The sequence below is a fragment of the Lacticaseibacillus chiayiensis genome, assembly GCF_004123795.1.
GTDB classification, from domain to species: domain Bacteria; phylum Bacillota; class Bacilli; order Lactobacillales; family Lactobacillaceae; genus Lacticaseibacillus; species Lacticaseibacillus chiayiensis.
The window spans coordinates 29,770-53,009 of sequence record NZ_MSSM01000013.1; the positions used below are offsets into that span (position 1 = coordinate 29,770).

15 protein-coding genes, 2 tRNA genes, 1 rRNA gene, 1 pseudogene, 1 riboswitch and 1 other annotated feature are annotated in these 23,240 nt (G+C 45.8%); of the genes and pseudogenes, 4 read left to right on the forward strand and 15 right to left on the reverse strand.

Annotated features, from left to right (window positions below):
* Positions 1-76: 76 nt before the first annotated feature.
* The 3 genes from BVJ53_RS06360 to leuS form a co-directional block, all read right to left on the reverse strand.
* Positions 77-787: a pseudouridine synthase gene (locus tag BVJ53_RS06360; protein WP_129301695.1), complete on the reverse strand. Its 711-nt coding sequence runs from the start codon at positions 785-787 to the stop codon at positions 77-79.
* A gap of 4 nt (positions 788-791) precedes the next feature.
* Positions 792-2,435, reverse strand: coding sequence for a putative polysaccharide biosynthesis protein (locus tag BVJ53_RS06365; protein ID WP_129301681.1), 1,644 nt, complete (start codon positions 2,433-2,435; stop codon positions 792-794).
* A gap of 606 nt (positions 2,436-3,041) precedes the next feature.
* Positions 3,042-5,453: a leucine--tRNA ligase gene (gene leuS, locus BVJ53_RS06370; protein ID WP_129301682.1), complete on the reverse strand. Its 2,412-nt coding sequence runs from the start codon at positions 5,451-5,453 to the stop codon at positions 3,042-3,044.
* A gap of 46 nt (positions 5,454-5,499) precedes the next feature.
* Positions 5,500-5,693: a binding site (T-box leader), on the reverse strand.
* 126 nt (positions 5,694-5,819) lie between these two features.
* On the opposite strand from leuS, the gene BVJ53_RS06375 reads away from it, so the two are divergent.
* A complete protein-coding gene (locus BVJ53_RS06375) occupies positions 5,820-6,494 on the forward strand; it encodes a phosphatase PAP2 family protein (RefSeq protein ID WP_129301683.1) in 675 nt (224 codons plus the stop codon).
* A 79-nt stretch (positions 6,495-6,573) separates the two neighbouring features.
* On the opposite strand, the gene BVJ53_RS06380 is transcribed toward BVJ53_RS06375, so the two are convergent.
* Both BVJ53_RS06380 and BVJ53_RS06385 read right to left on the reverse strand, forming a co-directional pair.
* A complete protein-coding gene (locus BVJ53_RS06380) occupies positions 6,574-7,299 on the reverse strand; it encodes a DUF4811 domain-containing protein (protein ID WP_129301684.1) in 726 nt (241 codons plus the stop codon).
* Entirely contained in the window at positions 7,296-8,774 is a 1,479-nt protein-coding gene (locus tag BVJ53_RS06385) for an MDR family MFS transporter (RefSeq protein ID WP_129301685.1), read from the reverse strand. Before BVJ53_RS06385 ends, BVJ53_RS06380 begins: the two co-directional genes overlap by 4 nt.
* A 119-nt stretch (positions 8,775-8,893) precedes the next feature.
* On the opposite strand from BVJ53_RS06385, the gene BVJ53_RS06390 reads away from it, so the two are divergent.
* Positions 8,894-9,373, forward strand: a complete 480-nt coding sequence (locus tag BVJ53_RS06390) for a MerR family transcriptional regulator (protein ID WP_129301686.1) — start codon at positions 8,894-8,896, stop codon at positions 9,371-9,373.
* A 164-nt stretch (positions 9,374-9,537) separates the two neighbouring features.
* Here BVJ53_RS06390 and BVJ53_RS06395 read toward each other — a convergent pair.
* Positions 9,538-11,030 (reverse strand): annotated as a pseudogene (locus tag BVJ53_RS06395) (MDR family MFS transporter).
* Between the two features lie 563 nt (positions 11,031-11,593).
* Here BVJ53_RS06395 and BVJ53_RS06400 point away from each other — a divergent pair.
* Positions 11,594-12,943 (forward strand): hypothetical protein, encoded by a 1,350-nt coding sequence (locus tag BVJ53_RS06400; RefSeq protein WP_129301687.1) that lies wholly within the window; start codon positions 11,594-11,596, stop codon positions 12,941-12,943.
* An 863-nt stretch (positions 12,944-13,806) separates the two neighbouring features.
* Here BVJ53_RS06400 and metK read toward each other — a convergent pair.
* Entirely contained in the window at positions 13,807-14,991 is a 1,185-nt protein-coding gene (gene metK / locus BVJ53_RS06405) for a methionine adenosyltransferase (RefSeq protein ID WP_129301688.1), read from the reverse strand.
* A riboswitch (SMK box riboswitch) is annotated at positions 14,989-15,077 on the reverse strand. (Overlaps the previous gene by 3 nt.)
* A 94-nt stretch (positions 15,078-15,171) precedes the next feature.
* Between metK and BVJ53_RS06410 the strand changes: the two genes are divergently transcribed.
* Complete coding sequence (locus BVJ53_RS06410; protein WP_129301689.1) at positions 15,172-15,819, forward strand: hypothetical protein; 648 nt, start codon at positions 15,172-15,174, stop codon at positions 15,817-15,819.
* Between the two features lie 281 nt (positions 15,820-16,100).
* On the opposite strand, the gene BVJ53_RS06415 is transcribed toward BVJ53_RS06410, so the two are convergent.
* From BVJ53_RS06415 to rrf, 8 genes are all read right to left on the reverse strand, one after another.
* Positions 16,101-17,003 carry a WxL domain-containing protein gene (locus tag BVJ53_RS06415; protein WP_129301690.1) on the reverse strand — a complete coding sequence of 301 codons (903 nt, stop codon included), beginning with the start codon at positions 17,001-17,003 and terminating at the stop codon, positions 16,101-16,103.
* Positions 17,004-17,109: 106 nt separating this feature from the next.
* A complete protein-coding gene (locus BVJ53_RS06420) occupies positions 17,110-17,265 on the reverse strand; it encodes a hypothetical protein (RefSeq protein WP_093997912.1) in 156 nt (51 codons plus the stop codon).
* Positions 17,266-17,295: 30 nt separating this feature from the next.
* A complete protein-coding gene (locus BVJ53_RS06425) occupies positions 17,296-18,354 on the reverse strand; it encodes a DUF916 domain-containing protein (protein WP_238150146.1) in 1,059 nt (352 codons plus the stop codon).
* On the reverse strand, positions 18,354-19,361 hold the full coding sequence (locus BVJ53_RS06430) for a DUF916 and DUF3324 domain-containing protein (protein ID WP_238150148.1): 1,008 nt from the start codon (positions 19,359-19,361) through the stop codon (positions 18,354-18,356). Before BVJ53_RS06430 ends, BVJ53_RS06425 begins: the two co-directional genes overlap by 1 nt.
* A 78-nt stretch (positions 19,362-19,439) precedes the next feature.
* On the reverse strand, positions 19,440-21,902 hold the full coding sequence (locus BVJ53_RS06435) for a lectin-like domain-containing protein (protein ID WP_129301697.1): 2,463 nt from the start codon (positions 21,900-21,902) through the stop codon (positions 19,440-19,442).
* A gap of 997 nt (positions 21,903-22,899) precedes the next feature.
* Positions 22,900-22,989 (reverse strand) — tRNA-Ser (locus BVJ53_RS06440).
* 8 nt (positions 22,990-22,997) lie between these two features.
* Positions 22,998-23,070, reverse strand: a tRNA-Asn gene (locus BVJ53_RS06445).
* Positions 23,071-23,077: 7 nt separating this feature from the next.
* Positions 23,078-23,194, reverse strand: a 5S ribosomal RNA gene (gene rrf, locus BVJ53_RS06450).
* Positions 23,195-23,240: the final 46 nt, after the last annotated feature.

The following is a 23,240-nucleotide window of genomic DNA, read 5'->3' on the forward strand; positions in this document are numbered from 1 at the left end:
CATATTATTCACTCTTGCGACCGCTTTTTCTTAACGTCCCACTTATTGGTAAACATCATTCAGAACAGCATAGCCGTTATTTGGCTATCTGGGCCAATTTAGCCCGTTCTTCATCCGTCAACGCGCGATAATCGCCTGCTGCCATATTTTCAGGTAAATGCAACGGCCCCATCGCGATGCGGGTCAAAGCAACCACCTCATTATCAACCGCCAGCAGCATACGCTTGATTTGATGATACTTACCTTCCGTGATCGTCATTTGAATCACTTTATTGTCAGTTGCCGGCACCACCGTTACTTCTGCGGGAGCTGTTGTAAAATCTTTTAAAACAACGCCTTGTTCCAACTGACGCTTCATCTCATCAGTGAGTGCTTTTGCTAATGTGGCGGTATATGTCTTTGCCACATGATGATGCGGCGCCAAGAGTCGATGTCCTAAATTGCCATCGGTAGTCAACAGTAACAGGCCGGTCGTGTCTTTGTCCAAGCGCCCAACCGGATATAACCCAGGCCGGTAATCATGCGGCCGAATCAAATCGAGAACAGTCGGCTGCGCTGGATCCTCGGTTGCTGTGATGACCCCTGCCGGCTTGTTCATCAAATAGTCAACTTCGAGAGGTCCGTCTGCTTGAGCATCGTTCACTTCCACAGCAACGCCCGGCAAGATATTATAGCCCGGATCCGTCACCAGCTCCCCGGCGACTCGAACGCGTTTGTCACGAATGAGTGTCTTGACTTCTTTTCGACTGCCAAATTGCAAATGACTCAAATACTTATCTAATCGCATAATATCACCGAATGTGTAAGATTTCGCGTAACCGGCTGACTCGTTCGCCAATAATCATGTCCGCCAAGCGCGTTTTTAAAATCAAATAAGCATAAATCAATACCCCGACACCAACCGCCACCAACAAGACCAAAGCGGCGCCAAACTGACTTCGCGGGTTAATGATCATGCCAGAAAGGTTCACGATCAGGTAGCACACGGCACACATAATCAATGAAAAAGCCAGAATGCCCACACCGCGACGAATCGTTTGTCTAACATGGATATTGTACATTCGATTCGTCGAATACAGCATCAACAGGCTCGATACCGTCATGCCAAGCATGGTTGCAATGACCGGTCCATAGACGTTGAAAAAGAAAATCATCGGCCACTGGGCGATCACTTTAACTGCCATCCCGACTAACATCTCCTGAATTGCCAGACGGTTGTTGAAGAGACCCTGAAGAATCGCAGCTAACACCGTAAACAGTCCCAGTAAAATCGCCAAAATTGATGAACACTGTAATAGCCTGATGCCCAACCAATCCATATCACGATAAAACAAAACATACAAAGGACGCGCAACTGCTACCATTCCAAGCGCTGACGGAATCATCACAATAAAGAACAGCTGTAAAGTGTTCGTAATTTGCCGTGCCAACCCCGCAACATCACCACGCGTTTTGGCCCCGGCCAACAAAGGCACAACGGTAATAGCCATGGCAACTGCCAAACTGACAATGATCATGATTAATTTATTCGCATTACCGGCAAATAAGGCATAGTAGCGATCCAGCTGATCCTCACTCACACGATAGAAGGCCTTCATCATTGGGTTAAAGGTGTACTGATCGACAATATAGTAAATATTAATCGTCGAATCCATGATGATGAACGGAATCGCCTGACGCGCCACATCCAACAAAATTTCGTTAACACTGATATTCAGAGCCTGTTTACTTTGCGCCACTAATGCATCTAAACGCGGTTTTTGTTGAACAAAATAGACAACTAACAAGCCAAGTCCAAAAACGGCGCCAATAAATGCGGCGAATGTGGAGTGAACCACTGCATCTAAGTAGTGATGATTACCAGCGACCATAATCGCGTACGTCATGACCAGCATGTACAAAATTCGGGCAACCTGTTCAATAAACTGGCTGATCGCACTGGGTGCCATTTCGTTATAGCCTTGGAAAAAGCCGCGAATCAGACTCAGCGATGGAATTAGCAACAATGGCCACGCCAATGACCGGAACACCGGGATCATCCGCGGATCCCCAGCGGCCAATAATGGCGCCAATAACCACATCGCACCACAAGACAAAATACCCATAAGAAGCATGGCAAATGTCCCATGATAAAAGAGTCGCATGCCCGTCTTATACTCACCCATCGCGTTGTATCGCGCGACTTGCTTGGAAACCGCTCCGGGAACACCAGCGGTCGAAATAATCAAAAACAGACTATAAATCTGATAACCCTTGGTAAATAAAGCATTAGCCGTTAGAAAAGCTGCACCAAGCCAAATACGCCACGGAATGACATAGATGGCTCCTAGAATCCGCGAAAAAACACTGCCGGCAGTCATCCACGCCGAGCCGCGGATCATTTTTTCCTTATCTGTACGCGGCGGCTGATTACCGCTGCCCAGCGAATTTCCCATGATAAGCTCCTGTCGTGTTGCGTAATCCTTTATATTTTAGGCAATCCGCGCCTCACTTGCAATCCTTCCTGAGTTTCTTTGTTGAATCAAAAGAAAATTTTGATAATTGCAGATAACACAATTATTATATGATACCACGCCAATGGATCCTTTAAGTTTGAGCTGCGGTCATCGTCTAGGGGCGATGGGGTTTAACTTGGGGCTTTAGCTTGTGCTTATCGCTGTTGAAATTCGATTGACTCGCTCCATAACGCGCTCCCCAGCGCAGAAGCCTGCGTGTAAGGACCTTGGTCGCAATGGTCAAGGCAGCGTATTGGAACATTTTTCTATTCATGGCAATTGTGGTGGGTAACTTTCGCGTTCTATAACGCGCTCGCAGTCGCAGAAATCTACGTGTAAGGACCTCAAGCCTAAATGGCCAAAACCCAGCCATTTAGCTTGAGGCCACTTACACTCCGATTTCTAAGCGCTCCTGCTCGCGCTCACCAAAAACTCGGTTCCATCGACAATTCCAGTCTTTGGTACCGATTTCGTTTAGCTGGAGCGTGAAGCGTTGCCTAAAAAACGTAACGTCATTGGCCTTTAACAAATCATAATATAACTTAACTACTTAACCACGATGTTGATGATTTTGCGCGGGACCACAATGATCTTTTTAATGTCCTTACCAGCCGTGAACTTTTGGACGTTTTCATTGGCCAGTGCGGCTTGTTTGATATCATCGTCGGATTCGTTGACATTAGCAGTGATGGAGCCGCGGAGCTTGCCGTTAACTTGAACCATCATGTCGTAAGTATCAGTCTTGAGCTTGCTTTCATCGTAGGTCGGCCATGGCGCGTATGTCAGACTGTGATCGTGACCAAGCCGTGACCAGATTTCTTCCATCAAATGCGGGGCAATTGGTGCGAGCATTTTGACAAAACCCTCGACATACTCTAATGGCAAGTCATCGTCTTTACGCGCCGAATTGATGAAGACCATCATCTGAGAAATTGCGGTGTTAAAATGCAAAGCTTCGTAGTCTTCGGTTACTTTTTTAACAGTTTCGTTGTAAACCTTATCCAAACGGCCGTCATTGATGGTTGTGATGCGATCCCGCAGTTTGCCTTCGTCGTCGATAAAGGCACTCCAGACGCGATCCAGGAACTTACGCGCACCGGCCAAGCCCTTTGTGGACCAAGCAATACCGGCATCCAGCGGGCCCATGAACATTTCGTAAAGCCGCAACGTATCGGCACCGTATTCATCGACCACATCGTCTGGGTTAACGACATTGCCTTTGGATTTACTCATTTTTTCATGATTGTCGCCCAGAATCATGCCTTGGTTGTACAGGCGCTGGAATGGCTCCTTATTCGGAATCGCGCCGATGTCATAGAGGAAGAGATTCCAAAAGCGCGCATACAAAAGATGCAGCACCGCATGTTCAGCGCCGCCAATATAAAGGTCGACCGGCATCCATTGCTTGAGCTTGTCGTAATCGGCAAGTGCTTCTTTATTATGCGGGTCGACAAAGCGCAGGAAATACCATGAAGAGCCGGCCCATTGCGGCATTGTGTTGGTTTCCCGCTTACCTTTGCGCCCGTTTTTGTCGACAACATTGACCCAATCCGTCAAATTGGCCAACGGACTTTCACCGGTCCCACTCGGCTTGATATCGACCTCCTCAGGCAATACCAGTGGCAGTTCATCTTCCGGTACCAGTGTGGTTTCGCCGTCTTCCCAGTGAATGACCGGAATCGGTTCGCCCCAATACCGTTGACGGGAAAAGACCCAGTCGCGCAACTTATAATTAACTTTGGCGTGACCGCTGCCTTTGTCTTCCAACCAGCTGATCATCCGATCAATGGCGTCCTGTTCGTTTAAACCATCCAAAAATTCGGAATTGATATGGATGCCATCGCCAGTGTAGGCCGCTTCGTCAATATTACCGCCTTCGATAACCGGCTTGATTTCAATACCAAACTTTTTGGCGAAAGCATAGTCACGATCATCATGTGCCGGTACCGCCATAATGGCTCCAGTACCGTACGTCGCCAGGACATAATCCGAGATCCAGATTGGCAGTTTTTCGCCATTGACCGGGTTGGTGGCATAAGCACCTGTCCAGACACCGGTTTTTTCTTTATCCAGCGCAGTCCGATCCAAATCGGATTTATGCGCCGCTTCCTCAACATAGGCATCGACAACTGCCTGCTGCTCTGGTGTTGTAATTTTTTCAACCAGCTCATGTTCAGGCGCCATCACCACATAGGTTGCGCCAAAAAGGGTATCCGGTCGTGTCGTGAACACGTCGAATTTTTCCTGACTGTCGGTCACTGAAAAGGTGATCTGGGCTCCGGTGGATTTACCGATCCAATTACGTTGCATCTGCTTGATGGATTCCGGCCAATCTAAGTCATCAAGATCAGCAAGCAGTTTATCCGCATAAGCCGTAATCTTCAACATCCATTGCCGCATGGGTTTGCGAATGACCGGAAAACCGCCGCGTTCGGTTTTACCATCGATAACTTCCTCGTTGGCCACAACGGTCCCTAAGTCAGGACTCCAGTTAACCGGCACTTCGGCTTCATAAGCCAATCCGTGTTTATAAAGTTGTTCAAAAATCCATTGGGTCCACTTATAGTAACTTGGATCCGTCGTATTGATTTCTCGATTCCAGTCGTATGAAAAACCGAGGCTATTAATTTGCCGCTTGAACGTTTCAATATTTTGCTTGGTGAAGGTTCGCGGGTTGTGTCCGGTGTTCAAGGCATATTGTTCAGCCGGTAAACCGAATGCGTCCCAGCCCATCGGATGTAACACGTTAAACCCTTGCATCCGCTTCATCCGAGCAACAATATCCGTTGCAGTATACCCTTCCGGATGTCCAACGTGCAGGCCTTGACCTGACGGATATGGGAACATATCCAACGCATAAAAATTCGGTTTTTTCGGATCGGTCGTTGTATTGAACTCGTTACGTTCTGCCCAATAACGTTGCCACTTCTTATCGATCTCATGATGATCGTATGCCATTTTGTTACCTCCTAATTGTTTTCAAACAAAAAGCCGCCCTATTCTTCATTAGGACGGCTCAGCCGCGGTACCACCTAAGTTCTGTTTGCACAGCGCTCAAAGGAGATAACGGTCCGGCCGGCTGCGATTACTGGCTTCACCGCAGCAACTTCAAAGGTCAGTTCAGTCTTAGCATCGTCAGGCTCGCACCACCGCCTGCTCTCTGATCCCCGCACCGACTTACTACTCCTTCGTTCGTTTGATGATTGCGTCAATCATAGCAAAAACCTTAGATGTGTTCAATGGTCATTATGCTATTCTGTTTATATTAGTCATTTTCTTAGCACATTCGTTATAGTCAATAGTACTTATTTTTGGAGGTTTGTTTTGGCGCAACGTCGTTCACTACCACTTTATCTATCAGGAATTGCATTACTTATTTTCGTCACCTTACTAATCGGCATTGTTAACAACGCAAGCTGGATTCATATGGTCGATCAGCACGTTACCACCTTTGTGACCCACTTTCACGCAGCAACGCTTAAGCCGCTGCTTCTCGTCGTTACCGAATTAGGGAATCCCAGCATTTTAATTGTTTTAACCATGGTCTTGGCGGCGGGGCTTTTAGTTTGCCGTTATCGTACTGCAGCTGTGTTTACAGCTAGCGTTGGCGCTATCATGGGAGTGCTCAATGTCAGTATCAAATATCTGATTCAACGGCCGCGACCGTTCATCGCGGATCCGCAAATTCGCGCCTTGGTCAAAGCCAGCGGTTTTAGTTTCCCCAGTGGGCATTCCAGCGGCACCATGATGTTCTATGGCACGATCATTCTTTTAGCGTGGACATTGTTCAAACATCCGACGGGCAAATGGCTGATCACGGTTCTGGCGGTCCTGATGATCGGATTGACAGGCTATTCACGTATCTTTGTCCGAGTCCACTATCCGACTGATGTCCTTGCCGGCTTTTCGTTGGGATTCGCCATGTTAATGATAAGTTGGTGGTTTTTCAGTCCCTACCTGTCTCGTCAACATCCACGTAAGCAAAAAGCAGATCGCTGAGTCGCCAACCTCGCCATCTGCTTTTTAATATTATAAGTTGATTGTGGTTGCCTATATCACTGCACCACATTGTCATTAACTATTTGTGTTGCTGGACATCCTGCACGGCTTGTTGAATCAGCTGTTGTTGAACAGCTTTCTGTGCTTGCTTCATCAGCGTTGTCTGATCCGTTGCCAACTCAGGCTCGGCTTTGACAAGTTCCGCTGCTTTCGCTTTCACCTTCGTCGCCAAGGCCGCTTTTTGTTGGGCAGTTGGGTGCTGCAACACTTTTAACTTAGCGCTGAGCCGCTTAGCCTGCGTCGTAGTTAAAATGAACCAGTCTTTGGGAATGGCGAGTTGATTACGCTGAGAGACAAACTGACCGGCGCCTTCATGATTGAATAACGCCCCATAAAAACCATTTTGATATTCCCACCGCGTCGTCTGACTGGTTAACGAAGCAGTCGTGTCAGCCGTTCTTGAAATTTCATTACGCACGGCAAGGTCTGCTTTGGTATGCACGGCCTTTTTCTTAGGATCTGTTTTATAAATATAAACAGCGTGTTTGTCGGCAGTTCCCGCGGGTTGCTTCAAAAGCATCGGCATTTGCACATTTGGCGATGCGGTATAAATGGTCTGTTCGTTGGTTGTTGTCCGCTTAACCATTCCAAAATGGGCGTTATCATTCAGCGTGATGAGCAATAAACTGCCAACGACCCCGATGCCAAACACGATGATCAATGCGCTACGTTTGAGCGATCGCCGCATCATGATGAAACTAAGATAAAGGCCAACGACCATCAACCCTAAAAACCAAAGAATCATGCCTTCACCTTCTTTTCATCTTTAATCGTGACTTCTTGCGACATGGTATGACGATTCAGGAAGAATGTCAGAATCCAACCGATAAAACTAAACCCGACAGCCAGTAAAAAGGCTGCGTGGTAACCATTGAGAGTGGCATTGAAGAAGTCTTGCTTATATTGCAACGGATTACTTTTTACTAGGCTGGCTGCCGGTTTGGTGAGGTTGGTGACGTTTGATAAGACAGAGATCAAAACAGCTGTTGTCATGGAAGTCGCAACCTGCCGCACCGTGTTGTTGACCGCCGTGCCGTGGCGAATCATGTCTGGCGTCAAAGCATTCATCCCGTTTGTCGTCAATGGCATCATGACCATTGAAATTCCAAACATCCGCACAGCATAAATCACCGTAATGAAGATTGACGGGGTGTTGGTCGTCAAGAAGAAATATGGCACTGTCGCAATCGTGAGGAGAAAAAGCCCCAATTGTGCCAACCGTCTGGCACCGATACGATCAAACACCTGGCCGGTAACAGGGCTCATGACCGCAATCAAAAGTGCTCCTGGCAACAGTGTCAAGCCAGATTCCAGGGCACTTTTACCATGAATAATCTGTAAATACAGTGGCAGAATCATTTCAACGCCGACCATCGCCATGTTGGAAATCGTCCCCAAAATGGTTGATAGCGCGAAAATTTTACTCTTAAACACACGCAACTCGACAAAAGGTTCTTTTAAACGCAACTGACGATAGCCAAAAATCACGATGAAAATCAGTCCGATAGCAATTGACCCAAGCACCACCGGATCGCCCCAGCCGTTGTTTCCGACTTCGGAGAATCCGTAAAGTAAGGCACCAAAGCCAATAGAGGATTCGATCAGTGAGGGTACATCCAGCTTCGGATTTGAAAGCGGCAAGACGTTCTTGAAGAAGAACAACGCTGCGATGATGACCAACCCGGCAATCGGAAGAATCATGCCAAACAAGACCCGCCAACCGAAATTGTCAATGATATATCCGGAAAGGGTCGGCCCGATCGCTGGCGCAACCCCAATGGCAATGCCGGCCATCCCCATGGCAGCTCCACGACGGTTTGGCGGGAAGATTGACATCATAATATTTTGCAATAATGGCATCGTGATCCCAACGCCGAGAGCCTGAATCAAGCGACCGGCCAATAAGACCGCGAAACTATTGGCAGTAAAGGCTACCAATGTGCCGACAAAGAAGGTTCCCATGGCACTTACATATAACCATTTAGAAGGCACTTTTGCGCTCAAATATGCCGAGACCGGAATCATTATCCCATTGACTAACATGAAACCTGTCGATAACCACTGCACCGTCGCAGTCGAAATGTCGAAGGCTTTCATCAACGTCGGAAACGCGGTGGAAAGGATCGTCTGGTTAAGTACTGTAATGAATGTCCCGACAATGAGCGTGATGACCATCATAGGGACATTAATCCGTTTCCCGTTGATATCTTTAACGTCCATAACTTCGCCTGATTTCTTTATAATGTTTTGTACTTTTTATATCACATAATGTAATATTGACAAGACAAAATGTTACATTTAAACTGACTAGTTGTCAAGGCAAAGGAGGACAAAATGCCATGGGACTTTTTAATGAACGGTTGCGATCACTCGATATTTCGCTAGGCATCGGCGAAACCAGCCGCGTGACCGGAGCCACACCGACCCAGATTCGTTATTGGGAAAAAAAACAGCTCATTCATTCGCGACGACACGAAACAAATGGTAACAAGCGCTATTCGTTATCCAACATCGCACTGATCGTCATGATCAAAACTATGCTGGATAAAGGCTACACGTTAGCAAAAGCAAGTGAAGAAATCGACAAACACCGCCAAAAAGCCGACACGTTGCATCTTCTCATGGGCACACGCTTACAAGACATTCAGTATGAAGATCGCCAAACCTTTTTAAATTTTGGTCCTTTGGAAAATGATCCTGATTTTGATGTCATCGCGGTAGTTCAGGAAAACACCGCCAAACTTTATAAAAAACCCATCAAGGAGATTGAAAAAATACATGCCACCAATCAGGATGCTGCAGACAAACCGCTAACATAAGCGAAAACTTGGCAAAACATGAATCAGCAATCACACCGAGACAAAACGATCCTCGAGAGCAAGGCAAAATCTTTGCTTGCTCTCGAGGATCGTTTTTTGTCAAACCGTAAAACCAGTTGGTGAAATCTTAATGATTCGTTAACCCTGTCGTTGCCAACCACGATTTAGACTTCCTCATCCGTTTCCTGAGTGGTTGTTTTGGCCAAAACCTTTTTCGCCTCAAAGTGGTTCGCGATCAAAGCCAAGGCAACGATGACAATGGAAAAGAAGTAGATGTTATGCAAACCTTCATACAGAATCTGGCGCAAGGTTGGTAAAACTGCTGTCGGCAACTTCTGAGCAGTGTGCGGATTGATGAGTTCATTAAGCATGTTACTGTTTAACCGGCCATCAGCTGCAACCCCCTGCGTCAGCCGCAAGTTGAGCACAATCCCGTAAATTGACACCATTAACGTCTGACCCAACGTACGCGATAACGTGTTAAAGCTTGTCGCGACCCCAACCTGATCAGGCGCAACAATGGCTTGGGCTGTCACCGTCGTAATCGTGATCACCAGGCCAAAACCAAAGCCAAGACAGCCAGCAACAAGCAAAAAGACAAAATAAGGGGTTGCTTGCGGCACCAGCGCCAATGCCAGACTGCCACCAAGCAGCCAAATCATCGCACCGGTCAAAATCGGTTTCGGTTGGAAACGGCCAAGCAGTTTGCCGGCAACGAACGAACCGACAACCCACATCAACGAACTCGGCGTCACGGCAAACCCGCCAAGCGATGCATCCATACCGAGAATACCTTGAATCCACATCGGCATGTAAACTTCAAATCCGATCACAAAACCGGAAATCAGCGCCGCAATCAAATTATGAACGACAAACGTCCGATTTTCAAAAAGCTTCAGATCAATAATCGGATCAGCAGCATGGCGTTCGGCCTGCCAAAACCGCCAAAAGCTTAAACTTGCTACGATCGCCATTCCTACAATTTGCCAAAGCGCGTTAGGTTCTGCCAAGCCTGAAAGCCATACATAAGTGCCAACAACGCGATCAACAACCAGGCCGTCCCGCGAACATCAAGCGGCTGCCGCACCTGCCGCCGATCTTCTTGCAAAAAGAACCAGACAATGCCAAATGTCAGTAAACCCAGCGGCACATTGATGAAGAAAATCCAGTGCCAACTCAGCTGGTCGACAATAAACCCGCCAAGCAGCGGAGCAATCACCGAGGCAATCCCCCACATCGACCCGTTAAAGCCTAGCATTTTGGCCCGTTTTTCGAACGGATAAATGTCCGCAATGATCGTGAACGTCACCGGCATAATGGCACCGGCACCAATTCCCTGGATCGCCCGGAAGACGATCAACATGATCATTGACTGCGATAAACCAGACAGTAACGAACCAATGACAAAAACGGTCAGACCAATTAAGAAAACCGGTTTACGGCCGATTTTGTCACTTAATTTTCCATAAATTGGCGTGGCCATCGCATTGGTTAACAGGAAAATCGAAAATACCCAGTTCATAAGATGCACGCCATGTAAGCTGCCAATAATCGTCGGCATCGCGGTCGAAACAATCGTACCTTCAATCGCAGTCATAAAAGTACCGATAAAAATGGCAACGGTGACAAGTACAACATTTGTTTTTCTTTGCTTCATAATTACCTCCCTAAATTTAAAAACTCAAAAATGTGCTGATCCGCTGATAATCATGGGGGTTGGGCAGAAATAACCTTATTTTTGTTAAATTCCCAGTAGATCGAAAAGACGCTTCGGGAAATAACTGACAAATCGGGCAACAATGTTTTTCGTGCATCCCGAGCCCATGCTAGCACTCTGGTCAGTGAAGTCTGTGAATGTCCTCGAGAATGGGCTTTTTCGTCTGCTTCCTCAAGCTCACTAGTGACGAAAAGCGAAGACTTATGTTCTTAGGCCCCCAATTCAGTCCGTATCTGTTCTATAATATTTTTAACGCAGCTTTCCCCTGTTTCAGATTTTTGGTCGAAGATTCTGATGTCTCGCATTCGACCAAGAGACAGCTTGTGATTTAAACTTAAACGATTTCTTCGGGCGATATTCTAAAAGTGTCAATAATTCGCAGGAGAATAAAAGGTGCTCCAGTTTGATCCAAATCAATGAGAACCTAGCGAGTATCCCGTAACACCCAAACAGTGAAACAGATCCAAGGCTTGAATATAAGTTAATACTACAAGGAGAATATTATGGTTAGAAAGATTCTTAAGTATCAATCATTATTATTGACAATCGGTGGCTTTGCAATTAATTTAGTTCCTTTTTTGCTTTTTATGTTGCTCATCAATCGCCATGGTGAATTGATCACCAACGTATTACCATTTGCCCTCTTCTACTCATTTCGTCGAACAAGTCTATTTATGTTCCGCGGAAATCCTAGCCAAAATTATTCGTTGGGGTGGCTGGGTCTATCTTCAGCATTGATCGGATACACGATTGGTATATTTGGTCAATTATCGCCTATTTGTTGGGATATTTCCGCAATAGGGGCTGGGATAGGCGCAGCCTTGTTTCCGTCTGTCCAGAAAGAATCAGTATCTGGAACGGCCAACACCAATAACCAAGATAAAGTCCCTCATTCTACATTGATGATGCTTATCGCCATTTTGATCTTAATTGGAATTATTGCTTTCACAGAAAAAAGGTTCCCATTTATTGGCTTCATCTTGATGATCGTCTATTCTATTTTTGGTTTGTTGGGTTTTCACTTTGATCCATCTCCAAAGTCCACCAATAATCACATTAACATTCGGTATTCTAACGTGTTATTATCATTTGCGTTATTCGTGTCTGTAATTCTCGTTCGAGTCGCGCGGAGCGAAGGGATAGGGACTCCTGCCTTACTAGGAGTCGCCATTTTGGGAACCATATTAATAATCACTACCTTGCTTTTGGTCAACACGAATCATACCAATCATACGATTACAAATGATATTCGCGTACGTTTAATGGTTTTTGGTACATGTGCTGATTTTTGTGCCATTTTCAGTGCCATATATATTGGTGTTAAATTCGGTGTAACAACGTTCATGTGGATTATTGTTGCCTATCTAGCAGCATTTATATTCGCATCCCCAATGGTCACCGTCCTCCAGCGTCGCTTTCAACATACCAGTTCATTAACAATTGATTTAATAGGGATTTTTGTCGGGTTGCTACTCACCTTCATCCTACCACTTTACTTTGTTGGTATCTTTTTAATCCGGGCTTTTGCTAGCGTGCTTAACAAGAACGCCATTAACGATTATGAGCATTCATCGATTGAGAACCGAGATAACGCCTTCATGGTAAGCTATCGTTTAATTTCAACAGCTGGCCTTGGCACCCAATTTATCCTTTGGCTTAGTCTCATTATCAGCATGCACTTTCAACAAACTTCATTTAATCAAATTCTAGGCTCGTTTGCCTTTCATCAGCCCACCACTAAGTTTGATGTGCCCATTTTAATTACCCATATTATTTTAGTTATCTGTATCAGTGGCTTTCTATACTATGTCCATCGTGTTAATCAACCGGCCTTTTCGGGGAGTAAACACTAACTGCAATTTGTTTATTTTTGTACGCAGTAAATAGTGAATGGTAATGAATGCTTCTCGCTCGACCTCGCCTTTAGTATTTAGGCGTGGGCGGGTTGACCTAGTGCTGACTGGCAAGAACAGTCGATGCCGACTTCTGTATGAAACTTACGATATTACGGATTTTTTATTCATATTGAACGGGCAAGAAGCCGTGCAGCCACTGATCTCAACAAGAGACACCTAGCGCGTTTCGGAATTTGATCCGTCTGGAAACACGCCGTTCAGCTTCTCCAACGAAAAAGGCCAACATCCATACAACTTGCTGGCCTTTTTCGTAAAACAGCGTCTGATGTGCACGCATACTGGCTGTCTCGCCGCATGGATAGTCGCCCAACTGTACAAAAAAGTTGCTTTATGACTAGCGCAAAAATGACATGCGGAAGTAAATAGCGTAAACAAAAACGTCTCAGGCAAGCAAATTTGCTGAGACGTTTTTTGCCTTTACCTTTAATGAATTGACTGGCCGCTATGCACTGACCAGACACCACGCGTCCAGGAATTACAAAGATTGCAAGACTGCTGACCACCCCTAAAGCTCACAATCAGGCGGCTGATTGCAAGCGCGATCGTCTGCTTCCGCCGCAGCTTGAGATTCCGCTGAATTTCCTGATAGATGGTTTTTCAATGCTTGAGATAAAAGATCATGTGGTCCATGAGACGCAAGCCACAGACCCAAGCCACCTTACCTGTCAAAACGCCTTCACAACTGAAAGTGATCGTTTGATGGTGCTGCTTGGAACAGCCATTGTGAAGGTGAGATGACGTATTCACTGTTGCAGAAGTCTGTATATGAAGAACTTGCATGGATAACTTTCGTATTCTCGCTAATTTCGGTACTTGAGAAGTGCTTGCACCTTGTCAAGGTGTTCCCAAGGCAGATCAACATCAGTACGTCCAAAATGACCGTAAGCTGCCGTTTGTTCGTAAATCGGTCGCTTGAGATCAAGCATTTTGATAATTCCGGCGGGCCGTAAGTCAAAGTTCTCACGAATCGCCTGTTCAATCAGTTGTTCGGAAATGGCGTTGGTGCCAAAAGTATTGACTGACACCGATACCGGTTTGGCAACGCCGATCGCGTAAGCCAATTGGACTTCAACGCGCTTGGCTAAACCAGCTGCCACGATATTCTTAGCAATATAGCGGGCAGCATAACTGGCTGAGCGATCAACTTTGGTCGCATCTTTACCGGAAAAAGCACCGCCGCCATGTCGGGCAAAGCCGCCGTAAGTATCAACGATAATCTTGCGGCCGGTCAAACCGGAATCAGCCTGAGGTCCGCCCAAGACAAATCGGCCGGTTGGATTGACATAAATTTTCGTATCATCATCCATCATGTCAGCCGGGATGATTTTGCGAATAATTTTTGCTTCTACATCACGGCGGATTTCTTCAAGGGTGACGTCAGGGTCGTGTTGAACGGAAACGACCACCGAATCAACGCGAATCGGCTGTTCGTTGTCATCATATTCGACCGTGACTTGGGCTTTGGCATCCGGGCGCAAATAACTGATTTCGCCATTATGACGCAACTTATCGGTCCGCCGCATTAACGCATGGGCTAATGAAATTGGCAAAGGCATATAAGTGTCAGTTTCATCAATCGCAAACCCGAACATCATCCCCTGATCACCGGCACCGATCTTGTCTAAAGGATCAGTATCCGCTTCACGCGCTTCAAGGCTTTCATCCACACCTTGAGCAATGTCAGGGCTTTGCTCGTCCAGGGCCACCAAGACACCGACACTGTCAGGATCAAAACCGGACTCTTTCGTATACCCAATTTTCTTGATGGTACCGCGGACAACAGACTGAATGTCAACATAAGCCTTCGTTGAAATCTCGCCAACAACAAGGACTAAACCTGTCGTCACGGTTGTCTCACATGCAACTCGAGAATCGGGATCCTTTTCTAACATCGCATCCAGGATGGCATCGCTAATCTGGTCAGCGATTTTATCCGGATGTCCTTCTGAAACAGATTCAGAAGTAAATAAATGGCGTTCTTGCATCGTTTGTTTCCCCCTCATGATTTTTCGGTTACAAGGCATGTTCGCTAACGGATAACGAACCCCATCGGGAATGTTTTGCAACTATAGTAGCATAACATAATATTTGTAAAATTTCCGAAAATCTTTGTCTATGCCACGAGGATTTTGTAAAATGAAATTGTTACGGAAAGGACACCCATATTGAAAAAGCTCAATCAAAAGGCGTATGCAGCAGCTTTCATTTGCCAGGCCCTCGCTTACCCGTTCTTAATTGCCACTGGTTTGCAAATCAGTTGGAACTTCCAGCTAATCGCACTTTTACTGATGATCCTTTGTCTCAGCGGCACGGGACTTGTGAAACGTTACGACCTAATGTTGTTGTTAGCTGCCATCATGGGGATTCTCGGTGCTATCAATCAGTGGCTGTTGCTGCCGCTAATTGTGGTGCAACTCGTGATCACGCTACTCTTACGTACGCAGAAAATGCCTTCCCAATGGATGAACACCGTCATCTTCGGACAGGCACTTTTAGCGCAGGTTATGATAATTTATGCTAATTTGCATTTCTTCAATCGGACGATGTTATTAGATCTAGTCCTTCTCTATATGCCCGCGTTAATTGGGTTATGGGCCAACCATTTACCAAAGTGGGCTGACTTGATCCTATTACTGGCCGTGGGAACCATCGGCTATTTCCAACAGCGCATGACCCTAATTGCGATTGCTGGTATGTTGATTGTAACGCTCACCATCAGCAGTCGCCGGTCCTTTAAGCTGCCGGCTTACAGCTATCAGCTTAGTCCCCTTATCCTGACATTGCTTTTGTATCTAACGCGATTACATGGCTAGTAGCACTTCAGTTGTCCGTCTCTAAAGATGTCAATTCATTTACACCCGCAATCATGGTTATTGCGGGTTTTTGCGTAAAAAATCAACCCACTTTTCGTTTTTATTGGTTAACTTGATAGGCGTGAGTTAGCCTTTCTCTGATCGCCCCAATCGCGAAAAAAGCGTCAGCTCCTTTTTTGGGAGGGCCGACACTTTACTTAGTTGAATGCTGCAGGCATTTTTAGATTAACAAATGGCATTTCATCAGCAAATCTTTGTTGATATTAGCCCATAACTTTTGATTAGTTCAGACCGTATGCCAGCGTCCATGTCAGACTTGCTTCATAGATACCATTCTGAACAACTGCGGTCTTAGGTAGCACGAGCTTGATATTTTTCTTGTCCCAAGCAAAGACGTTCGCGCCTTCACCTTGTTCAGGTGCGGCATAAGCAACTTGATGACTTGTATCGTTAGTGCCTAGGTTCAACGTTGTAGTCTTGGCAATGTCAGCCACCGGTGTTAATGGACCTACAGGGGTGAAGCCATCATCCTGCGCTTCGTTGGTTAAAGCATAGACACTGCCGGTTTGGCCATAAGCCGCGTTGGTGAAGGTCAACGTCGCGTCATCAATGGTTTTACCGGTGTCTCCGCCGTTATCGTTTTTCAACGTCAACGGAGAATCGGCCTTGACATTGAGCGTCCAGGAGTCGGCCTTACTGTCAGTTTTGCCACTTGCATCGAGCTTATTCTCTGCATCGGTCCGCGTGGTTTGCTTGTCAACAACGGTAGTCCAAACTTTCCCTTTAACGGCAGAGAGCGCCTTATCATCGGTATTTAAAATTGCCGTGAGGTTGGTGTCGCCACTCTTATAGTTAGGATACCGGTTGTTCGTTGCATTCCCAGCGTTAATCCCGTCAGCAGTGAAGACCGGATACTCAGAAATAAATGACTCGTGATTCCCGAAGTCAAGAATTTTAGGCACCATCTGTAGTCGCAGATAACCCGTGTTCCCAGTTGGTGCCGTTTGGCCAAAGGAAATCCCTGCAGTCGTTTTGCCTTCCTGTGGTAACGCTTGGCCACCGTTAACATTCGCGTTGCCGTCAACTGTTGCTGCTTGAACAGCTGCCGGCGTTGCGATTGCCAATCCCGAAAGAAGCAGCGCCTCAGTGGCAAGCGCACTGGTCATTTTTGTCACTTTAAACATGAAAACCCTCCTTAGTTATTCAATCCCATCATGCTCGCGAACGTCTTAGTGAATGCATGATGATGAGATAAAATGATCTAAAACCTGTGTCCCCCAGTTAAATCAGTTAAAATAGATTAACTGTTTTCCACGTATTGAAATCGTTGTAAGTCTTAATCGTTAAACTCAGACAAATTACAAAAGCAATCAATAAAACGATCGTCAAGCCGATTAAGAACCATTTGACGCGACGATACGAAAAACGCGTGATCAATGCCTGCACTTGCATCACCTCCTTTGTTGCATACTGAAATCAGATCTCAGCCGATTTTTTTGCTTTTTGGTGTTGACGCCAGCGGAAAATGACAAAACTGGTGATGCCCAACATCACCATAGCGATAGCAACTTTCAGCAAGTTCCATTTTTGTTGTGCAAGTCGAAAAGCAGTGCGCGAACTGGCAATTAGTTTGCCATCACGGGTAATGCGCACATACTGAGTGATGGTCTTTAAATGACGTCCCTGTTTAATTTCTGCAACCAACCGATATTGGCCCGCTACAGGTTTCTGTCCTTGAATATCGTGCGTCATCACAAACTGAGACTGAGGGGCAATCCGTGACAGTGGTTGCCGCATTTTAAGTGAGAAAAAGCGACTCGACGCGTTTGTCAGTTCAACTGATGCCACTGTGTCTTTTAAAAAGAAGCGCCTAGGATTGACCAGTTGATAACGCAACTGAAATCCGGATGATCTTTTAATTAAAGCAGTCTGTTTCAGGCGTAGCTGACTGATACTCGGGGATTCGTGTCCTTGATGCAAAACCAATCCAATTGTATAGGCAATACGCTGATGAACGTTGGCTGTACCAGTGGGCGTCAATGCCATTAAACTGATGGCAGACAGATAAGTGCCTTTGGGGCGGGATTTACTCGCCTTGAGGATAATCGGTACATCCTTTGTTTCACTCGGAGCAAGCGTAATCTGCGTTGGTGTTTTGACAAGATCACTCCCGGCAATGGTTAAATACTGCCGATTGACTTGTTTAGGCTTGACGTACTGCACCACGCCATTCGTGGCGGTTTGCGCATCCAGAATTGTTACCTGAACAGTTAAAGCTTTCGAACTGGCGTTATAAGCTTGCACGGTTAGCGTGCGCGTTTCGTTTTGCGGCAATTGAAGCTCAAAGTACCCTGCCGCTTTATTCACCTGATTATCGGCTGGAATCACCGGCGCAACCATCAGTGTCTGCTGCGGGTTGTTAACGGCTGCGAATGTCGATTTTGCCTGATAGCCGCCGAACAACAAGAAGGTAAGGAACATCACAATGAATGAAAACTGCCGGTAGCATAATCGCCTTTTCAGATTCGTATTCATCACTTCGGCCTCAATTTAAGCACCCATAGCAGGGCGCCTGAACTCGCAAGCAGCAGCACCCCGCTGCCGATAGCCGCATACAACCAATGATTAACCGGTTTTTTAATGGCTCGCTCATTAATGGTTTTGACCTGTGAAGTTGTGACTTTCATGGTTTTCTTAAATGTCCAGTTCACCGGAAAACGATTGTAGGTACTCAAGCCTTTTATCGTTGCTTTAATGTGATACGTCCCCGGTTTCATCTCGTCATAACTCCAAGACACAGGGAAAACCACTTTTGAATTTGGCGCAATCATGACGTTACTGGCCTGAAACGTGCGCACTTCTCCTTGATCGGCACCAACACTAACGTTGACTTTTGCCTGAGAGATTGCCATCGGTTCAACATTGCGCAGGGTCACTCCAAGCGCCGGATGCTTTTGAAACAAGATCGGTTTGGTTTCGTCGTATTTAACATCCGGAAAGACTTCATAGTTCTGTCCCCGCAAGACCACCCCAACTGAGTACGCATAATTTGAGCCAATCGCTGTACTGCCTGACTTATCCTTATCTACGCGCTCAATAAAATGCCAATCACCGTATATCATCCCGTCATAATTGGTCTTAGGCATGGTAATTGTGGCACTAATGACTTTCATCTGCTTAGGCGCCAGTTTAATTGTGGCACTGCCACGGTCTAACCTTGCGACCGTTGTGAATGGATGTTTCAGGCTCGGATCCAAATCATTTGTCCTTGGCGTAAATTCAATCCCACCGCCGTCTTGCGTATAGGCATTGCGCAAGTCGCTCTCAACCGTAATATTTTTATCTGAAAAATTCTGAACCCTCATCTGAATGGTATGGGTGGAATATTTTGGATAAACTAAGTCAAAATAATTTAACTGGGTATTGGTTTGAGCATCTGGCAAAACCGGTTGCACTTCAAAATCAGTTTTTTCACTTTCATTTTCAGCTGACACGCGTTGTGGTACGGTTCCAAAAAACACAAGCCCCAGAACAAGCAGCATGCCATACCACGACTTTTTCCATTTCAAACTTCATTCCCCCTCGCTTGCCGCTTTAACCAAATGTGGCAGGTTCGACCCTCACGGCAACATCGACAGATTCCAGGTCAAAGTTGCTTTGTAATGCGCCTGATAGCGCTTGGTGCTTGCTGGCACATGCAAACCGACACTTGTTGGGGCACTGTCGGCATCCCCAAAATTCAATCGCCACATGCTTGCACCGTTATTGTCATACAGGGTACCGGTTGCTTCGGCCTGTTCAACATCATCCTTGAGATAGTGCCCCTGCTTATCAATTGCGGCTAAAACTGTAGGTTCTTTAGCCGTTGGGTCTAAAGCAAAGTCGTCAGGCGCTTTATAAACCAAGTTGTCTTGTTGCGCCCAAGCAGGTCCGGAAATCATTGTGTGTTTCAGCCGCGGGTTCAGAAAATGCAAGATAGCATGATCCAACGTGTGTGGTACGTGTAAATCCGGATTTTGGCTATCGGGTTTCGTCTCTGAAACAAATTGACCTTCTTGGCGAACACTTAACTGCCACCGGGAGACACCGTAATAATCTTCAATTGTGATCCCAAAAGGTAAAGCTTGTTTGGTCTTCGCTTGGTTTTCACCAATGTAATAGGTGCGGTCAACACTGTTGGTTTCAAAATCGCCAAAATCCAGCGACGGATCAACCGTCAATTTCAACATCGGTTTTTCATACCGATAAGTAATCACGGTTTCCTCCTTATTAAAAATCGGATCGACAACTTCAGCCTGATCAAACGATGCCTGGGTAAGGTCGGGGCTGCTGGCCTGATCAATGACGGTCCAGCCCTTAATCGCTTTGGGGCGAATTGCGCTATTATCAATGTCCGAAACTTTCTGCCCGATTTTGCCGGTGACTGTCACTTCAGTCGCAATTTCTTCCGGTTTAGCCATATCGCTAGCTCGATTAACATAACGGAAAGTGACTTTACCGGTTGTGACCGGTAGGTGAATCGTAGTCTGGTTCGAGGTAATCTGATCGCTCCCCGCACCGCCAACCGAAGCCTGATTCAAAATCGTTTCGGCAGTGTCCTGACGGGTAACTTTTGCAGTGAAACGAATCTTAAAGCTATCACCGTCTTTAATAGTGTAAGGAAACGGAATTGTATGATTGGTTTTAAAATTTTCTTCAGCCGCAGTGTATGGTTTAAACGCACCGCCTGTGTCAGCGTTGGCCATCTGTAAGGAACCATTTTGGTAGGTGTGGTTGACGTCAAGTTGGTCTTTAATGCTACCGGTGGTGCCACCAAGCAAATTGGTATAAGTCAGCTCATAAGTAACCAAATCACCATCTTTGGCATTGGTTGACGTTTTGAAATCCGTTTCCCCAGCCGTATCGTTGCGAACCGTCTTTTTCAAGACATAGCTAAGTGGTGGTCGGCGTGCTTCATATTGGTAGGTCACAATATATGGGTCAGTGGCTGAAAACGTTCCGGCATCCTTTTGATCCGGTGTGTTTGCCGTATATTTGCCTGTGTACTGATACCAGTCGTTGCCTTTATGAATCCATTCCGGCCGACGTTTAGCCGCATCCCACTGATTTCCCGGGTCGCCGGGAATCGTGAGTGGATCCTGGATTGCGTTACCCGCCGTGTCCACGAAGTTAACGGTAACCGACTGGGCATTTTGCGGCATTTTAAGCAGTGCGACTGCCTGGAAAGTCGGGTGCGTGCCACTGGAACCGGTATACCCAAAAAGCACCTTATCTGATTTGAAGTAATCCAACACATTGTTGATTCTGAAAATGCTTCCTTCTTTGGGATTACCATCCAGATAATACTGAAGATCACCACCCAGAATCCGTACACCATCTTTATACGTGACAGACGGTGTCCACTTAACCGTAAACGGACGAAACTTACCATTTGAAAGTTTGGTTGCGTCTGTTAAGGGAATGTACTGAAGATGCCCAACGTCTCTAGATGTTTTGGTGGTCAATGGGGCCTCACCCGGTCGAACTACCCCTAAATGGCCGGTCATTTTGGTCTTTGGATAATCATAATCATACATATCATCAAATTGTGCCGTATCGCCGCTCCAGTAACTATCCATTTCAATGGACAGTGCATTTTTGATATAGTGATCGATCAACACTTGCTTTGGTGGACCGCTTCTGGACCATGGATACGCACCTAAGCCCCCACCAGGCGCACCATAAGCAGCAATACCTTCAGGATCATTCTGTAAAGTAAACGTCATGCCGTCTGCATCATAGCCAGGCCGCGAGCCAAAGTAATGAGCAGTCTCATAGGTAAAGGCACTGTTAAGATCGATTCTTTGTTTACTCCACATACCGCCAATTTGCCAATTCTGAAAGTCCGCTTTCCCGGTCACAATCAAGGCTTGCGGATAAGTTGCGCTGAAAGACGAACGGTTCACGTTATATTCTGGTTTTGCCGTGCTCTTAAAAAAGTAATCCGGTGCTTTTAATGCAGAATCAGGAATATCCGAATCAGGTGGCATATCATCATCCGCCGCTATGGTCTTTTGAATCGGAAACAATAACATAAAAAGCATTGCAAAGAAAATTCCAGCAAGCGTCAATCTGCGTTTCACCCATGTCACCCCCCAACCTTCAAGCAATCTTTAAAAGCGTTTTCTTTTGTCAAACATTAACGTAGGATAACTATAACAAGAGCGTTAACCATCGGCAACATAATATTATGTATATTTTATAACCAATAAGTTAATATAATACATGTTTTTATATTTTGGTTTCCGAAATAAACCGTTAATTGGCTTAGCCTTTTATAAAACCGCCGTATTTTTAATTTTAAGGGCAATACCGCAAGCCTTAAATTGTACTCTTATTGTTTTAAATTAGTTATGTTCACTTTTGAGCTTTTCAGAAAATAATAACTGTTGAAGTCTTAGCCAAAAATTTAGTTATCCATAACCGCAATTCACTAGTAAAGGCTTTTGTCAGCATTGAACCATTAAATGAGTCAATTAGAAAGAGTGACCGATTTGACGTCTTTACCCAACACCCCCAAATCACTGTCCAAGTATACGACCGAGCATCTGTAACCCTACCACCGGTAAAACCTTCAACCTCGTCCATGTCTTTTACATCAGGCTCTAAGCTTCCATCAACATCATTCAATCTGTCCATGTTTGTAAGCAGTCCCGCCACCTCACGGCCCTGAATCTAGTAAAAACTCAGCGGTAAAAATCATTATCAGGATTACCGTCACGTTGGCTAACCTTCTAACATTAATTGACGTTGTCCTGTTCGTTAAAGTTCGCAAATAAGTTTGACCAAACAGCAAAAATCCGTGATGACATAATAAGTTTTTAATTATATCTTCTGCACACCTGCTCACCTATGTGAAGATATTTGAGACCAGGTGCTGTTAATGCATTACAGCTCAATGAATCCCGCCGAATCGTAAAGCGATTTTAGCCTCACTTTGCTATAGCTTTTTTAAATCAGGAAAAATGTGAAAAAAAGAGCCCGGAATGCTATCAAATCAGCATTTCGGGCTCTTTTGGAAAGTATGTAAAGACAACAAAACGGAGAGTAAGGGATTCGAACCCTTGATACAGGTAAAACCCGTATACATGGTTTCCAACCATGCTCCTTCAGCCTCTCGGACAACTCTCCATAAAAAACTCCGGTTGTCAGGCTCGAACTGACGACAACCTGATTAACAGTCAGGTGCTCTACCAACTGAGCTAAACCGGAATAAACAGCGTGGCAGCTTCCTACCCTCGCAGGCAGTTTCCCACCAACTACTCTCGGCGTGAAGAAGCTTAACTTCTGTGTTCGGCATGGGAACAGGTGTATCCTTCTTGCTATCGCCACCACACTTATGAGAACTTTGCGCTCTCAAAACTGGCTATCATTGTTGTGTT

Bases quoted from the DNA above. Each gene is read 5' to 3' on its own strand.
- BVJ53_RS06360 (WP_129301695.1), bottom strand. From the start codon at position 787: ATGCGATTAGATAAGTATTTGAGTCATTTGCAATTTGGCAGTCGAAAA.
- BVJ53_RS06365 (WP_129301681.1), bottom strand. From the start codon at position 2,435: ATGGGAAATTCGCTGGGCAGCGGTAATCAGCCGCCGCGTACAGATAAG.
- leuS (WP_129301682.1), bottom strand. From the start codon at position 5,453: ATGGCATACGATCATCATGAGATCGATAAGAAGTGGCAACGTTATTGG.
- BVJ53_RS06380 (WP_129301684.1), bottom strand. From the start codon at position 7,299: ATGATTCTTTGGTTTTTAGGGTTGATGGTCGTTGGCCTTTATCTTAGT.
- BVJ53_RS06385 (WP_129301685.1), bottom strand. From the start codon at position 8,774: ATGGACGTTAAAGATATCAACGGGAAACGGATTAATGTCCCTATGATG.
- BVJ53_RS06390 (WP_129301686.1), top strand. From the start codon at position 8,894: ATGGGACTTTTTAATGAACGGTTGCGATCACTCGATATTTCGCTAGGC.
- BVJ53_RS06400 (WP_129301687.1), top strand. From the start codon at position 11,594: ATGGTTAGAAAGATTCTTAAGTATCAATCATTATTATTGACAATCGGT.
- metK (WP_129301688.1), bottom strand. From the start codon at position 14,991: ATGCAAGAACGCCATTTATTTACTTCTGAATCTGTTTCAGAAGGACAT.
- BVJ53_RS06415 (WP_129301690.1), bottom strand. From the start codon at position 17,003: ATGTTTAAAGTGACAAAAATGACCAGTGCGCTTGCCACTGAGGCGCTG.
- BVJ53_RS06425 (WP_238150146.1), bottom strand. From the start codon at position 18,354: ATGAATACGAATCTGAAAAGGCGATTATGCTACCGGCAGTTTTCATTC.
- BVJ53_RS06430 (WP_238150148.1), bottom strand. From the start codon at position 19,361: ATGCTGCTTGTTCTGGGGCTTGTGTTTTTTGGAACCGTACCACAACGC.
- BVJ53_RS06435 (WP_129301697.1), bottom strand. From the start codon at position 21,902: ATGCTTTTTATGTTATTGTTTCCGATTCAAAAGACCATAGCGGCGGAT.